A 13,679-nucleotide genomic window follows, 5' to 3' on the forward strand; every position below is an offset into this window, starting at 1 on the left:
GAGGGCGATGCCGGTCATGTCTTTTCGGAACTCCGCTATGTTGATGTGAAGCGAGATATTCACTTTCATAATGACAAATATTTGGTTTTAGGCTATCTCTAAAAAACAGGAGATGGCAAGGTGCATTGTCGTAAATGTGGTTCCGAGGCATTCACAAAAAATGGTGTTATAGCTGGAACTCAACGCTACGAATGCAAGCAATGTGGATCCCAGTTTACGCGGGAAACTCCTCATGGAAAACCAATGAAGGATGAAGTCCTCGCTCTCGTTCTTTATCTTTCGGGCTTGTCCATGAAATATGATTGGAAAAATTGTCGTGTTGAGTACCCAAAGCGTCATGCGATGGATAAATATGTTTTATGAAAATTTGCCGCAAATAATGAACCTCAATCCAATGTAGAAGAAATAGAAGTCGATGAAATGGTTTCATATATTACTAAAAAAAGATTACATCCGGATCTGGAAAGCTATTGATCATAACACTCGAAAATTTATCGGCTGGCAATGTGGTGATCGTAGTTCCAAAACCTTAACTGAATTTTTCGACAGGCTTGATTTATGGCGAGCCAAAAGAGCATATTCCGATTTTTATGTATGTTATGCCGATGGTGTGGGAAGTCAACGCTTGCAACAAGGGAAACAAAATACCTTCAAAATAGAACAGAATAATGCCTTAAAGCGTCACTGGCTTGGGCGATTCCGACGCCGGACAAAAATTGTTACTCGTTCCCTGGATATATTGAATAAATCTCTGACGTTATTTCAACGATTTCGAATTAACGGCAATATTGAAGAAGTTTTATCATTATTAAAGTGAATATCTCCGTGAAGCCTCTGTCTTTACATTAAATATTTTTCAGGCTATAAAATAAGGCTACGGTTACTAAATTAACCTGCCGGGCATGGCGCGCAGCGCGCTGACGACAGGGAAGGAGTTTCCATATGACAGCGGGATTGCATTTCACAAAAATGCAGGGAATCGGCAATGATTACGTTTACGTGAACGGCTTTGCGGAGCGCGTGGATAACCCCGGCGAGCTGGCCAGAAGGATCAGCGACCGGCATTTCGGCGTGGGCTCTGATGGCCTGGTGCTGATTTTGCCCTCTGCTGTGGCCGATCTGCGCATGCGCATGTTCAATGCCGATGGCTCGGAAGCCGAGATGTGCGGCAACGCCACCCGCTGTGTGGGCAAGTACGCGCGCGATCACGGCATCGTCAACAAGGACGTTATCCGCCTGGAGACAGCGGCGGGCATCAAGATAATCCGCTTGCTCCTCGAGGCAGGCGAGGTTCGCGGGGCCACCGTGGATATGGGCGAACCCGTATTCGCGCCCGACCGCGTTCCCGTGCTGGTCGCGCCCGCCCTGACCGAGGGCGAAGACCCGCAGCGCTTCATTGCCCGCCCGGTAGAGGTGGATGGCCGCACCTATGCCGTCACCGCCGTATCTATGGGCAATCCGCACGCGGTGGTTTTCATGGACGACATTGATGAGCTGGATTTGCCCTGCCTGGGGCCGAAATTCGAGCACCATCCCATTTTCCCCAGGCGCGCTAATACGGAATTTGTGGAGGTCATCTCCTCCGATAAAATCAGAATGCGCGTCTGGGAGCGCGGCGCGGGAGAAACCCTGGCCTGCGGCACCGGCGCGTGCGCCGCGGCGGTGGCCAGCGTGCTCAACGGTCATACGGGCCGCTCGCTGGATGTGGAGCTCAGGGGCGGCGTGCTGCATATCGACTGGGACAAGAACGACGGTCACGTCTATATGACGGGCGGCGCAGTGACAGTTTTTGAAGGCGTATATTTTATTTGACAAAATCGAGGACGGCATGGCTACGATCAACAGCAATTTTCTCAAGCTTCAGAGCAATTACCTTTTTGCCGACATTGCCCGCAAAGTCGCGAATTTCAAAGATTCCAATCCAGACAGCCGGGTCATCAGCCTGGGCATCGGCGATGTGACGCGCCCCCTGGTTCCGGCTGTGGTGGAAGCCCTGCACAATGCCGTGGATGAAATGGGCGACGCCGCGCATTTTCATGGTTACGGCCCGGAACAGGGCTATGCCTTTTTGCGCGACCTGATCGTGGAGAACGATTACAAGGCGCGCGGCGTGAACCTCAGCCCGGATGAAATTTTTATCAGTGACGGGGCCAAGTCTGATGTGGGCAACTTTCAGGAAGTTTTTGCCCAGGACAGCATTGTGGCCGTCACGGATCCGGTCTACCCGGTTTATGTTGACTCCAACGCCATGGCCGGACGCGCCGGCGAGATGGCGGGCAGACAGTGGAACCGGCTTGTCTATCTGCCCTGCGTCAGGGCCAACGATTTTGTGCCGGATTTTCCCAAGACCCGGCCGGACATGATTTATCTCTGCTATCCCAACAACCCCACGGGCACGGTGCTTTCCCGCGCGGCCCTGCAGGGCTGGGTGGACTACGCCCGGCGCGAGGGCTGCGTCATTCTCTACGATTCGGCCTATGAGGCATTCATCCGCGACCCGGATGTGCCGCACAGCATTTATGAGCTGGAAGGCGCGCAGGAAGTGGCTGTGGAATTTCGCAGTTTTTCCAAAACCGCCGGTTTCACCGGTCTGCGTTGCGCCTACACCGTTGTGCCCAAGGCGCTGCAAATCAATGACGGCAAAGGCGGCAAAACAGGGCTCAACGCGCTTTGGAACCGTCGCCAGTGCACCAAGTACAATGGGTGCGCCTACATCGTGCAGCGCGCCGCCGCCGCCGTGTACAGTCAGGAGGGCCGCGGGCAGATTGAGGGCGTGATCAGGGGCTATCAGAGCAATGCCGCCCTGCTCAGCGCGGCGGTGAAGGAAATGGGCCTGGATGTTTTTGGCGGGGTCAACGCCCCCTATATCTGGGTAAGCGTGCCCAGGGGCATGGATTCCTGGGGCTTCTTTGATCATCTGTTGCAGTCTGCGGCCCTGGTCTGCACGCCGGGTGCGGGCTTCGGCGCCAGCGGCGAGGGCTATGTGCGCCTGACCGCCTTTGGTTCGCCTGAAGATACGGAAGAAGCCATCAGCCGCATGCGCCGCATGCGCTGAAACGAGAGGGCAAAGAGATAAAAAGGGGAGGGCGACCTCCCCTGAGGCTGCTGACAAAAGGTCAGCAGCCCCGGAAATCAGGAGCAGGTCGCGGCTTCGCCGCGCCGTAAGCGACTGATTTTCGTGTCTTTCCGTCAACCGCGCAAGCGGCTTAGACGGCGCAAACACCGCGAAGCGGGGTTTGTCAATAGTCTGAGGGGAGGGCGACCTTCCCTTTTTATCTTTACGGAGTCATTCAGAGAAGCTATGCGGGGTTCTGCGCCTCCAGGCGTTGCCGGACAATACTCACGGGATGCAGGCTCGGCAGCTCGCTGCCGTGCAGAATCTGCACGCGGCAGGTGCCGCATTCTGAAACAGCCACATGAGCCCCGCTCTCGCGTACGGTTTTGAACAGCGCCGCGCCGATATCCTGAGCGATGGCGTATTTTTCTTTTTTGAAGCCGTAGCTGCCCGATATGCCGCAGCAGCCCGCGTTGGCATTTTGGGCGGCAACGCCGGGCAGACGCCGCATCAGCTTCAGGCCGGGCAGGCCGTTGCCCTGGGCGCGCAGATGGCAGGGCGCATGGTAGATGACGCGCAGTTCCGGCAGGCTTGCGCCGTTTCCGGGCTCCAGCCGCAGCTCGCCGCGTTCCGCACAGTCCAGCAGAAATTCCTGGGCGTCTTCCAGCGGGCTCAGGCCGTGCTTTTGGGTCAGATCCGGGAAAAATTCCGGCAGTTCCGTCCGAAACATGAGGGCGCAACTGGGGCAGCCGGTAATGAGCGGAACGCCCTGATCACGCCAGCGGGCCAAGGTGGCGAGATTGCGTTCCGCATTGGCGCGGGCGTCCTGCCAGAAGCCGTTGGCGATCATGGGCAGGCCGCAGCAGACAAATTCATCCGGCACAATGACTTCATAGCCGGCCCGGTTCAGCGCCCAGACCATATCCAGACCGGTTCGCGGATCGTACACATCCACATAGCAGCCCGGAAAGAAGACGACTTTGCGGTTCTGGCGCGGCTGTTTGAGGCAGCGCGCCCGCTGCCTGAAGGTCTGGCTGGCGAAGCGGGGCAGGGGCGCGCGTTTGTCGATGCCCAAGGCGTCCAGCAAGGCGCGGGTGACGGGGTTGAGCATGCCGAAGTTTTTAAGCCTCGCCGGGATCAGGCGCAGCCAGCGCGCCTGAAGTTCGCCATGCGCCAGCACCCAGTCGCGCAGGCCCGGGCGCTGCTTTTTGCACTGTTCGGCGCGGGCCAGCATGTTGATGCTGGATACGGGCACATCGTGCGGGCAGGAAATGTCGCAATTTTTGCAGTTGGCGCAGTAGTGCAGGGAGGGGTCTTCCGCCAGCCCCAACAGGCGGAAACGCTCATACGCCGGGCCGATCATGCGCGGCCCAAGAAAGTTGGGCGTTGCCTCGGCCACTGGGCAATGCACCACGCAGGTGGTGCAGGCGATGCATTGATCAGGATTGATGCGTACGCTCATAGCTGCTCTCCCGACGCCGGTTCTGCGGATTTTCCGGCTGTGGCGGCGGCCATGCGGCCCGCCTGCCAGCCGGTGGCCAGGGCGACGCCGTGGCCGCTTTTTTCGGTTGCGAAATCATAGCCGCCGATGCTGCGGCCGGCGAAAAAGATATTGTCGCGCCATGCCTGCCCGCTGTCGTCACGCGGGCGCATTTCGCCGTCCACCCGGACGCCCAGACGGGAAAAGACATGACTGCCGAAAATTTCCGGTTCAGACCACAGGCTGACATCCGGCGGTACGGGAATAGCCAGCTTGAACACGCTTTCACGGGCGCTGCCCGGCGCAAGTTCGACGCCGCCGCCCAGAATGCCGCCTGTGGCCAGCACAAAGGCGCGAGCGACATGCTGGCGTTCCTGCCCAGCGGCCAGAGCCGTCAGGGAGGCGCAGCGCCTCCCGTCGCTGGTGGCGCGGATAACGCGGGCGTTTTCCACCAGCTCGAAATCATGGCGGCGCAGCTCATGCAGCAGGGCGTCCCGCAGGCGCAGGCCGCCCACGCCCGGCGGGATGGAAAGCATCTCCACCAATGGGCAGGCCACGGCTTGGCTGAGCTCCCGCCAGATTGAGACATCGGCCCTGCTGCCGCAGACAGGCGGCAAAAGCACGGCGTCGCACTGTCCGGCATATTTTCTGAGGCTTTGAACCAGCCAGTCGCGTCCCTGCGGCTTATCCACCAGTCGGGCGAGATCCAGGGCGCTCAGGCTGCGATGGGTCGCTCCCAGCGGCGAAGGCAGCAGGAGGGGGACAAAGTCTTTGTCCGCCCATTCCCGATATCGGCGCAACTGACTGATTATCAGCGCCGGTCGGCAGTCGCGCAGGCCGTGCGCGCTCGCCACAAGAACACGTTTGGCCCTGGTCAGGGCCGCGGGGTCAAGACTGTCGGGCAGAAGGTAGCTGGGCTTGAGCGTGCCCATGATGGTGGGCAGCAGGGCATTGCAGGGCGCGCCCTGGGGGCTTGCGGCCGTGTGCAGGGGCCAGCCCTGAGCCGCAGCGCATTGACGCAGCATGTCCAGCGCCGCGCGGACGCAATCCGCGCCGAGCAGACGGTACGGGTGCTCTGGCGGCAGGAGGTTCATGCCGCTCCAGGGATCGTCGAGGCGTTGCCCGCCGGCGTAGCCCAGCAGGTCTACACAGCCGCCGCTGATGGCCAGCGACCCCATGCCGTCGGTCACCATGCGCACGCTGCGGCCCTCGCGGGCGGCGGCCAGCGCGGCCGTCAGGCCGGCCAGGCCGGAACCAACCACCAGTACGTCAATTATCCTGCTCATTCGCGGCTCCGTCCAGGTTGAGAGTTCCGGCGTACACGGCCCTGCCCAGTTCCATCTCGCGCGCCTGCGTGCCCCAAAGGGCCGGGCGCAGGCCCCGCCAGCGTTCCTGCAGGAAGCGCCGCACATTGTCGGTGGGCGAGAGCTCCAGGGGCACGCCGTGTTCCACCAGCGCGCCGATGGTTCGCAGCGAACAGAAGGCGCCCTGGCATGTGCCCATGCCCAGCCGCGTGCGCAACCTGATGTCCGTCAGGGAATGGGTGGATGGGTCGCGCGCCACATGCTCAATTTCAGCCAGGCTGACCATTTCGCACTCGCAAAGCAGGGGATTGCCGTCACTTTTTCCTGCGCGGTCAGCCAGGCCCGCCAGCTCCACCTGTCGCAGCACATCAGGCAGATCGTCGCCGAGCCGATCCGCCATGAGCTGAAGCCCCTGCACGGGGAAATGGCGTGCCGCGCGGCGCAGCATGACCTGGTCGGGAGCGGGCGTCAGGGCTTCGTCAGCGGTGCGGCAGGGCGCATGCACGCCGAGCCTGGCGCATACATTGTCGCTGACGCGTTCGGCCATCAGACGGTAGGTGGTCAGCTTGCCGCCAAAAATGGACACCATGCCTTCCAGTCCCTGTTCCGCATGATCCACCACATGAAAGTTGCGGCTGGCTTTGCGCCCGGCGGCATTGCCCGGCGTATAGAGGGGCCGCGTGCCCGCAAAGGCCCGCAGAATGCGGTAGCGGCGCACCGCCGGGAACAGCGGCTCGCCCAGAGTCAGCAGACGCAGCACTTCATCATAGGTGGGCGTGGTGTCGTCGGGGCGCTCCGTGGGCGTGGAGGTGGTGCCGAGAATGGTGATGGAACCGTGCGGCACGAAAATATCGCCGTCCGCGCCGGGGTGCAGGCGGTTGACCACGCGCGAGGTAAAGCGGTGGTTAAAGACGATCAGTGTGCCCCTGTCAGGCGACACGGCCACGTCCAGGCCGGCCAGCCCCGCAATGCGGCCTGACCAGGAACCGGCGGCATTGACCACGCACTGGCAGGCGATGTCCAGGCTTTCGCCGCTGATGCTGTTGCGGGCCGTCACGCCGCAAACCTTGCCGCCGCGCTGATGGACGGCCGTGACTTCATGATAGGTCATTACCCGTCCGCCGTGGCGTTTGGCGGACATGGCGTTGTGCAGCACCAGACGGAATCCGTCCACACAGGAATCGGGCACGCGGAAGACGCGGCGGATGTCCGAAGAAAGATTGGGCTCCAGGCGCAGAGCCTCGACCACATCCAGTTCTTGCGCGTCAATGCCCGCCTTTTGGCAGGCGTCGGCCCAGAGTTCCACATAGGCGGGGTCGTCTTCGGGCGTCAGGGCGAAAAATCCTTCGGTTTCCTCCACACACTGCCCGCCGATGCGCCGGACGATCATGTTTTCTTCAATGCATTCACGCGCGGATTCATTGTCGTTGACCGCGTAGCGGCCCCCGCTGTGAAGCAGACCGTGAAAACGCGAGCTGGTGCCGTGGGCAAGACCGCCCTGTTCCAGCAGAACAGCGGGCACGCCGCGCATGCACAAATCGCGCAACGTGCCCATGCCGGTAGCTCCGCCGCCGATGACGACAACCGTAGTCTCCAGCATGGGGCCTCCTGATATATGGCTGAAATGTTCGCTCAACCGGGCCGCGTTTGCCGGCGGGCGCGCGTTTCCGGCGAAAATGTCACGACAGGGTGCATAAATCGAAACAAAAATTTTCGTTTTTTTGCCGCTGTTCGTCAAGGGGGCGACTGTACGGGAAACGTTCACTTTAATAATGATAAAAGTTCCTCAATATTGCCGTTAACTCGAAATCGTTGAAATAACGCCAGAGATTTATTCAACATATCCAGAGAACGAGTAGCAATTTTTGTCCGGCGTCCAAATCGCCCAAGCCAGTGACGCTGTGAGGCATTATTCTGTTCTATTTTGAAGGTATTTTGTTTCCCTTGTTGCAAGCGATGACTTCCCACAACATCGGCATAACATACATAAAAATCGGAATATGCTCTTTTGGATCGCCATAAATCAAGCCTGCCGAAAAATTCAGTTAAGGTTTTGGAACTACGATCACCACATTGCCAGCCGATAAATTTTCGAGTGTTATGATCAATAGCTTTCCAGATCCGGATGTAATCTTTTTTTTAGTAATATATGAAACCATTTCATCAACTTCTATTTCTTCTACATTTGATCGAGGCTCATTATTGGCGGCAAATTTTTCATAAAACATATTTATCCATCGCATGACGCTTTGGGTACTCACCCCGACAATTTTTCCAATCATATTCATGGACAAGCCCGAAAGATAAAGAACGAGAGCGAGGACTTTATCCTTCATTGGTTTTCCATGAGGAGTTTCCCGCGTAAACTGGAATCCACATTGCTTGCATTTGTAGCGTTGAGTTCCAGCTATAACCCCATTTTTTGTGAAAGCCTCGGAACCACATTTACGACAATGCACCTTGCTATCTCCTGTTTTTTTAGAGATAGCATAAAACCAAATATTTGTCATTATAAAAGTAGATTTCTCCTGTACGCGCATCGCATGCCATTGCCCGGCGGCATCCCCGCCGGCGGGAACAGTTGGCGCTTCTTGCCAAGCCGGGTAAAGACGGCTATCTGGTCAGAAGCCATTCTACAAATCATGAAATGACTTTCGACGCCGGGGAGAGTCCGGCGCGGCGCGAAAAACGTCGTGGGTGAGCCAGGAACCGCTTTTGGGGGGGGGCGAATGCTTTTCATCGCTCAGCCCAAGGGCTGAATTATGAAATGACCCCCAGACAAAAGGGAAAGGTAAGGTATGGACTGGTCGCGAAAACGCTGCGTGGTTCTGGACATGGACGGCACGGTGTATCTCGGGCACATCCCCATTGCGGGCGCCGTCCGTTTCATTCAGGATCACTGGCGGGATATGGATTTTTTCTTTCTCAGCAACAACACCTCCAAATCACCACAAAGCTATGTGGACAAGCTTAACGGCATGGGCATTCCGGCGCGCGGCGACTTGCTGCTCTCGCCTGTGACGCCGCTGGTGGACTTTTTGCGGTCGCGCGGCATCAGACGCGTCTATCCTGTGGGCAACAGTGATTTTCAGCGGGATTTACGCCAGCGCATGCCGGAACTGGAACAGGCGGAGGAAGGCGCTCAGGCGGTAATTCTGGCCTATGATACGGAGCTGACCTACCACAAGCTGGCGCGCTCGGCCCTGCTGCTGCAAAAGCCTGAGACGCTTTTTCTGGCCACCCATCCCGATCTGGTCTGTCCTTCGCCGGAAGGCCCCCTGCCTGACGTGGGCAGCATGATCGAGCTGTACGCCACCGCTACGGGCCGCCGCCCGCAATATGTTTTTGGCAAGCCCGATCCGGCGGTGCTGGCCCCCCTGCTGGCGCGCTACGCCAGAGAGGAAATGGTCATGGTGGGGGACCGCCTGAGCACGGACAAGAAGCTGGCTGAAAACGCCGGCATTGACTTTATTCTGGTGCTCAGCGGCGAAGCCGCCCGCGACGACCTGCGCAAGGAGGAACGCCAGCCCACCCTGGTGCTGGATGACCTCGGACAGGCCGAACAGCACTGGCGCTAGAGTCAGACCCTTTGAATGCGCTGTTGGCTAGGGGCGCTCTGGTTGTGTTCCGCCACAATTATCCGTCAAATACGGCCTTTTCCGCGCTGGCCGCTCTGCTGCGCGATTTTTGTCGATCATATACATGAGTCCTCCAAAAAATCGTCCATTTCCTTGCCAGCGCAAATACTTCCTGTTTTTTGATGAGGTCTGAGCCTAGTCGCGTTTTTTGTCCGTAGTCAACAGCAGAACGGCGGCAAGCACCAGGCCGCTGCCAAGCCAGCCGGCAAGGCTGAAATTTTCCTGCCAGAACAGCCATACCCAGAGAGTGCTCAGAACGGGTTCCAGGTGACAGGTGACCGCCGCGCGCACCAGGCTGATGCGCTTAAGGCCCTGACCATAGCAGGCGTAAGCGAAAAAGGTGGTCGTCACGCCCAGCGCGGCGAGCCAGAACCAGACGCGCGCTTCATGGTCAAGGTTCACGGGCACGCAGAACCAGAGCGCGAGCACGCCCCCCGCCAGCATGAAGCCGTAGATGGTGGCTGTGGCATAGCGGTTCTGCCACCAGCGGTAAAAAGGATAGTGCGAGGCATAGCAGATGCCGGTCAGCAGACCGCAGGCAATGCCCGGCAGAGAGCTCTGCCCCGGCAGGCTGCCGCCGGAAAAGCAGACCAGAGTGGTGCCGGTCAGGGCCACGCCGATGGCGGTCAGTTTGCGCGGGGAAATACGTTCCCGAAAGAGCAGGCGAGAAAAAACAGCCACCCAGACCGGCGCGGTATACAGCAACACCACAGCCATCGCTGCGCCGCTGAGTTTGATGGCATATTGGGTCGCGCCAAAAAAAACGCCCACGCCCCAGATGCCGAAAAGCAAAAAAAAGCCGGCGTCGCGGGCGCGGATAAACAGGCCCTTGTGCGCGGCGGCGTGGGCCAGAAACAGTATGCTGCCAAAAGCCGCGCGCCAGAAGGCGGTTTCCAGCGGGCTGACCCCCGCGTTCATGCATATCTTGGAAATCACGCCGATCAGCGACCAAAAAAAGGCCGCCAGCAAAATCCAGATATAGCCGTTCAGGCCGTCAGCGGGTCGCATGGGACCCCTCCCGGCCGGCATGGCGGGCATCCTCTGTCGCCGCAAGACCCAGAACCGCAAGCATCAGATCCGCCACCTGGGTCTGGCATGCGGGCAGGGGCAGATTTTTCCAGGCATGGCCCGCCAGCCAGAGCGGCACGCGACGGGCCTGCTCCGTGCTGTCGTAGTGACCGCGATCCGTATCCATCCCGTGGTCGCTGGTGATCAACGCGGCATAGCCCGCTTCCAGCCAGCGCGGCAGATAGCGGGCCAGCAGACCGTCCGCCGCGCGCGCCGCCTCGCGGTAGGCGGCGGCATCCGCCCCGACCGCGTGCCCGGCGAAATCCACGCCCATGGAGTGAACCAGCAGCAGATCCGGCGCGTGGCGCAGGCGCAGGGCTTCGGCGTCGCGAAAGAGCTCGTCGTCGGGATAGGCGTCCTGGCTGTAGAACAGACCGTGCCCCACAGGCAGGGAGGGATCGTCGACCAGGCGATCCCGTTCCGGCGTAAAAGGGGCGCGGTTGCAGAGCTCACTGACCCAGCAGTAGGCGGCGGCGGCCGTGCTGAGGCCCGCGTCCCGCGCCCGTTGAAAGATGGTCGGCGCGGGACAGAGGCGGGCGTCGTCATTGCGCAGGATGCCGCTTTGGAGCGGACTCAGGCCACACAGCAGCGTGGCGTAGAGGGGGCGGGAAAGCGGCGGCAATTGGGCGTCCAGCTCTATATAGCGGGCCTGCTCCGCTTCGGTGAGGGCGCGCAGATAGCTCATGCAGCGCCGGGCCGTGGCCGCGCCCAGGCCGTCCAGAAGCACAAAGACCAGGCGGCTCATCACCAGTCTCCCCGGCCCGCCGGACGTTGCGGGAATTTCAGACCCGGCGCTTCCTCACGCAGCCGGGCCGCGGTGACGCCCCGCACGTTGAAATTTTGCCTCAACCAGCGCAGATAATCATAAATTTTTTTCAGCAGCGCATCGGCGGCCGCCTGATTCGGCACATTGGGCGACGCGCCGGGCAGCATTTCCGAGGAATGCCAGAACAGGCTGAGCACCCTGCCGCCGCGTTGCGCGTGCAGGCGGCTGGCCAGACGCATGACTCGCGGGCTGTGCCAGACCGGATTGGCGCTCAGCGCGCCCCAGAAGTGAAAGGAATCCAGCGGGCCGGGCCTGCCGCCGACCAAAGCGCGCCAGAGTCTTGCCAGCGGGGGCCAGAGCGGAATCTGGGTGATGGGCGCTTCCAGCAGGCGCTCGCCGCCCGGCGCGCCTTCAACCCAGTATGGATCGACCGGGGCCAAAAAATGATCCGGGCCATCCCTGAAAGCGCGCAACGGGCAGACGGAGCTGTCCAGTGTGATGCCTTCTTCGGCCAGCATGGGGCGCACCACGGCTTTGAGATCCCAGCGGCCCATGCGAAAACTGGTCAGCGGCGCGGACTGAAAGTCCCGCCCGGCGTCCAGCAGGGTGCGCAGGCGTTGGCGCAAAAGCTCGCGCGACAGGCGGTCGGTGCGCTCGGGCGGGCTGTTTGATGCGACGGCCGTGAGGGGCGGGGTGCTCCAGTGGTGCAGATGCGCGCCGATCTCAGCGTTGCAGTGATCGCGCATCCAGGCCAGAACCGGCCGGGCATCGGGGCTGGCAAAAACCGTGTGGGCGCAGAAAAGCGTGAGGGGAAAACCCAGTTCCCGCGTCAGCGGGGCCAGACGGGGCAACAGGGAAACATTGCGCACCCCGCAGCCCGACGCGGCGTAGCGGCCGGAAAACAGCCCTTCCTCTTCCACATCCAGACTGACGACAACGCGCAGGACGGGCGCGCCAGGCCGCGCGTCCGTTTCGGTGACGTTAGCGCTCATTGCTGTAAAGTACGCCCAGCCGCCCCGTAAGGCAATGCCGGGATACATTCACTTTAATAATGATAAAAGTTCTTCAATATTGCCGTTAACTCGAAATCGTTGAAATAACGCCGGAGATTTATTCAACATATCCAGAGAACGAGTAACAATTTGGGTCCGGCGTCCGAATCGCCCAAGCCAGTGACGCTGTAAGGCATTATTCTGTTCTATTTTGAAGGTATTTTGTTTCCCTTGTTGCAAGCGTTGACTCCTCACAACATCGGCATAACATACATAAAAATCGGAATATACTCTTTTGGATCGCCATAAATCAAGCCTGTCGAAAAAATCAGTTAAGGTTTTGGAACTACGATCACCACATTGCCAGCCGATAAATTTTCGAGTGTTATGATCAATAGCTTTCCAGATCCGGATGTAATCTTTTTTTAGTAATATGTGAAACCATTTCATCAACTTCTATTTCTTCTACATTTGATTGAGGTTCATTATTTGCGGCAAATTTTTCATAAAACATATTTATCCATCGCATGACGTTTTTGGTACGAACCCCGACAATTTTTCCAATCATGTTCATGAACAATCCCGAAATATAAAGAACGAGAGCGAGGAGTTTATCCTTCATTGGTTTTCCATGAGGAGTTTACCGCGTAAACTGGAATCCACATTGCTTGCGGTTGTAGCGTTGAGTTCCAGCTATAACCCCATTTTTTGTGAAAGCCTCGGAACCACATTTACGGCAATGCACCTTGCCATCTCCTGTTTTTTAGAGATAGCATAAAACCAAATACTTGTCATTATAAAAGTGAATCTCTCCATTTGAATGCCCTGTTTACAATTCCCTTAAAATCAGCAAGCATTCTGGTAACACTCGAAGATGTTAATGCTTCCCCATTCCTTTTTCCTGATGTCAGCAGTTCGTGCTTGAAACTTCCGATGTCCATTTGTGAAATTGAAAGGATATACCTTGTCCCAAACTTCGGCCGTATGTACGCTCGTAAATTTTTTCAATGGAATATGCGTTCTTAAGGTTGGGAAGCCAATTCTTTTATAGGCTGTCCATGCTTCGTCAACAGTGATGCCTTTTGGGAGCTCGTGATCTTTTTTGAAAAGTTCAGGATGACGATTTTCCCGAACCCGTTGTCCACGAAGGTTCATGGCATCGCACGGTATAACCCTCTGAACGCAATCCCACCTTCTCAAAGACGAATTTTCCGGTTTTCCGATCTTTGTAGGTGATGTCATAGCGCCTGTCGGGTTTGCCATCCGGGCACATTCTGTCCTTGCCGAAGCGGTAATAAATCCCTGTATACTGTGTCTTGATCCGCTTTCCGGTGGGAGTTTGGGACATGAGCCACCTCAATTTGAAAAAAATTTTT

The 13,679-nt window shown here is 58.2% G+C and carries 16 protein-coding genes and 1 pseudogene; 5 read left to right on the forward strand and 12 right to left on the reverse strand.

Going from position 1 to position 13,679, the window contains the following annotated elements:
- Nucleotides 1–120 precede the first annotated feature (120 nt).
- From ACQRA4_RS10950 to ACQRA4_RS10965, 4 genes are all read left to right on the forward strand, one after another.
- The gene (locus ACQRA4_RS10950; RefSeq protein ID WP_427823116.1) at nucleotides 121–363 is read left to right on the forward strand and encodes a transposase; all 243 of its coding nucleotides are present in this window, start codon (nucleotides 121–123) and stop codon (nucleotides 361–363) included.
- 52 nt (nucleotides 364–415) lie between these two features.
- Nucleotides 416–817, forward strand: coding sequence for an IS1 family transposase (locus tag ACQRA4_RS10955; protein ID WP_427823117.1), 402 nt, complete (start codon nucleotides 416–418; stop codon nucleotides 815–817).
- 125 nt (nucleotides 818–942) lie between these two features.
- Nucleotides 943–1,812, forward strand: a complete 870-nt coding sequence (gene dapF, locus ACQRA4_RS10960) for a diaminopimelate epimerase (RefSeq protein WP_427823118.1) — start codon at nucleotides 943–945, stop codon at nucleotides 1,810–1,812.
- Between the two features lie 16 nt (nucleotides 1,813–1,828).
- Nucleotides 1,829–3,055, forward strand: coding sequence for an LL-diaminopimelate aminotransferase (locus tag ACQRA4_RS10965; protein ID WP_427823119.1), 1,227 nt, complete (start codon nucleotides 1,829–1,831; stop codon nucleotides 3,053–3,055).
- 244 nt (nucleotides 3,056–3,299) lie between these two features.
- On the opposite strand, the gene ACQRA4_RS10970 is transcribed toward ACQRA4_RS10965, so the two are convergent.
- The 5 genes from ACQRA4_RS10970 to ACQRA4_RS10990 form a co-directional block, all read right to left on the reverse strand.
- A complete protein-coding gene (locus tag ACQRA4_RS10970) occupies nucleotides 3,300–4,517 on the reverse strand; it encodes an anaerobic glycerol-3-phosphate dehydrogenase subunit C (RefSeq protein WP_427823120.1) in 1,218 nt (405 codons plus the stop codon).
- Nucleotides 4,514–5,821, reverse strand: coding sequence for an anaerobic glycerol-3-phosphate dehydrogenase subunit GlpB (gene glpB, locus ACQRA4_RS10975; protein ID WP_427823121.1), 1,308 nt, complete (start codon nucleotides 5,819–5,821; stop codon nucleotides 4,514–4,516). Before glpB ends, ACQRA4_RS10970 begins: the two co-directional genes overlap by 4 nt.
- The gene (glpA, locus tag ACQRA4_RS10980; protein WP_427823122.1) at nucleotides 5,805–7,439 is read right to left on the reverse strand and encodes an anaerobic glycerol-3-phosphate dehydrogenase subunit GlpA; all 1,635 of its coding nucleotides are present in this window, start codon (nucleotides 7,437–7,439) and stop codon (nucleotides 5,805–5,807) included. Before glpA ends, glpB begins: the two co-directional genes overlap by 17 nt.
- 161 nt (nucleotides 7,440–7,600) lie before the next feature.
- Entirely contained in the window at nucleotides 7,601–7,966 is a 366-nt protein-coding gene (locus ACQRA4_RS10985) for an IS1 family transposase (RefSeq protein ID WP_427823131.1), read from the reverse strand.
- Nucleotides 7,885–8,379: an IS1/IS1595 family N-terminal zinc-binding domain-containing protein gene (locus tag ACQRA4_RS10990; RefSeq protein WP_427823123.1), complete on the reverse strand. Its 495-nt coding sequence runs from the start codon at nucleotides 8,377–8,379 to the stop codon at nucleotides 7,885–7,887. Before ACQRA4_RS10990 ends, ACQRA4_RS10985 begins: the two co-directional genes overlap by 82 nt.
- Nucleotides 8,380–8,637: 258 nt before the next feature.
- Between ACQRA4_RS10990 and ACQRA4_RS10995 the strand changes: the two genes are divergently transcribed.
- Nucleotides 8,638–9,417 (forward strand): HAD-IIA family hydrolase, encoded by a 780-nt coding sequence (locus tag ACQRA4_RS10995; protein ID WP_427823124.1) that lies wholly within the window; start codon nucleotides 8,638–8,640, stop codon nucleotides 9,415–9,417.
- A 195-nt stretch (nucleotides 9,418–9,612) separates the two neighbouring features.
- Here the strand turns inward: ACQRA4_RS10995 and ACQRA4_RS11000 are convergent, their stop codons facing one another.
- The 7 genes and pseudogenes from ACQRA4_RS11000 to ACQRA4_RS11030 all read right to left on the reverse strand — a co-directional run.
- The gene (locus tag ACQRA4_RS11000) at nucleotides 9,613–10,485 is read right to left on the reverse strand and encodes a DMT family transporter (protein WP_427823125.1); all 873 of its coding nucleotides are present in this window, start codon (nucleotides 10,483–10,485) and stop codon (nucleotides 9,613–9,615) included.
- Nucleotides 10,472–11,290, reverse strand: coding sequence for an alkaline phosphatase family protein (locus ACQRA4_RS11005; RefSeq protein ID WP_427823126.1), 819 nt, complete (start codon nucleotides 11,288–11,290; stop codon nucleotides 10,472–10,474). The genes ACQRA4_RS11000 and ACQRA4_RS11005 overlap by 14 nt, the downstream gene beginning before the upstream one ends.
- Complete coding sequence (locus ACQRA4_RS11010) at nucleotides 11,290–12,303, reverse strand: hypothetical protein (protein WP_427823127.1); 1,014 nt, start codon at nucleotides 12,301–12,303, stop codon at nucleotides 11,290–11,292. The genes ACQRA4_RS11005 and ACQRA4_RS11010 overlap by 1 nt, the downstream gene beginning before the upstream one ends.
- Nucleotides 12,304–12,351: 48 nt before the next feature.
- Entirely contained in the window at nucleotides 12,352–12,753 is a 402-nt protein-coding gene (locus tag ACQRA4_RS11015; RefSeq protein ID WP_427823128.1) for an IS1 family transposase, read from the reverse strand.
- Nucleotides 12,695–12,925, reverse strand: coding sequence for a hypothetical protein (locus tag ACQRA4_RS11020; RefSeq protein ID WP_427823129.1), 231 nt, complete (start codon nucleotides 12,923–12,925; stop codon nucleotides 12,695–12,697). The genes ACQRA4_RS11015 and ACQRA4_RS11020 overlap by 59 nt, the downstream gene beginning before the upstream one ends.
- Before the next feature lie 18 nt (nucleotides 12,926–12,943).
- A complete protein-coding gene (locus ACQRA4_RS11025; protein WP_427823130.1) occupies nucleotides 12,944–13,048 on the reverse strand; it encodes a transposase-like zinc-binding domain-containing protein in 105 nt (34 codons plus the stop codon).
- Between the two features lie 366 nt (nucleotides 13,049–13,414).
- Nucleotides 13,415–13,679: pseudogene (locus ACQRA4_RS11030) on the reverse strand (hypothetical protein); the annotation flags it as partial.

It is taken from the genome of Desulfovibrio sp. SGI.169 (genome assembly GCF_050313595.1).
Taxonomy (GTDB): domain Bacteria; phylum Desulfobacterota; class Desulfovibrionia; order Desulfovibrionales; family Desulfovibrionaceae; genus Desulfovibrio.

Coding starts and splice junctions, on each gene's coding strand:
- ACQRA4_RS10955 (WP_427823117.1), top strand. CDS start 416: ATGAAATGGTTTCATATATTACTAAAAAAAGATTACATCCGGATCTGG.
- dapF (WP_427823118.1), top strand. CDS start 943: ATGACAGCGGGATTGCATTTCACAAAAATGCAGGGAATCGGCAATGAT.
- ACQRA4_RS10965 (WP_427823119.1), top strand. CDS start 1,829: ATGGCTACGATCAACAGCAATTTTCTCAAGCTTCAGAGCAATTACCTT.
- ACQRA4_RS10970 (WP_427823120.1), bottom strand. CDS start 4,517: ATGAGCGTACGCATCAATCCTGATCAATGCATCGCCTGCACCACCTGC.
- glpB (WP_427823121.1), bottom strand. CDS start 5,821: ATGAGCAGGATAATTGACGTACTGGTGGTTGGTTCCGGCCTGGCCGGC.
- glpA (WP_427823122.1), bottom strand. CDS start 7,439: ATGCTGGAGACTACGGTTGTCGTCATCGGCGGCGGAGCTACCGGCATG.
- ACQRA4_RS10990 (WP_427823123.1), bottom strand. CDS start 8,379: ATGCGCGTACAGGAGAAATCTACTTTTATAATGACAAATATTTGGTTT.
- ACQRA4_RS10995 (WP_427823124.1), top strand. CDS start 8,638: ATGGACTGGTCGCGAAAACGCTGCGTGGTTCTGGACATGGACGGCACG.
- ACQRA4_RS11000 (WP_427823125.1), bottom strand. CDS start 10,485: ATGCGACCCGCTGACGGCCTGAACGGCTATATCTGGATTTTGCTGGCG.
- ACQRA4_RS11005 (WP_427823126.1), bottom strand. CDS start 11,290: ATGAGCCGCCTGGTCTTTGTGCTTCTGGACGGCCTGGGCGCGGCCACG.
- ACQRA4_RS11010 (WP_427823127.1), bottom strand. CDS start 12,303: ATGAGCGCTAACGTCACCGAAACGGACGCGCGGCCTGGCGCGCCCGTC.
- ACQRA4_RS11015 (WP_427823128.1), bottom strand. CDS start 12,753: ATGAAATGGTTTCACATATTACTAAAAAAAGATTACATCCGGATCTGG.
- ACQRA4_RS11020 (WP_427823129.1), bottom strand. CDS start 12,925: ATGAAGGATAAACTCCTCGCTCTCGTTCTTTATATTTCGGGATTGTTC.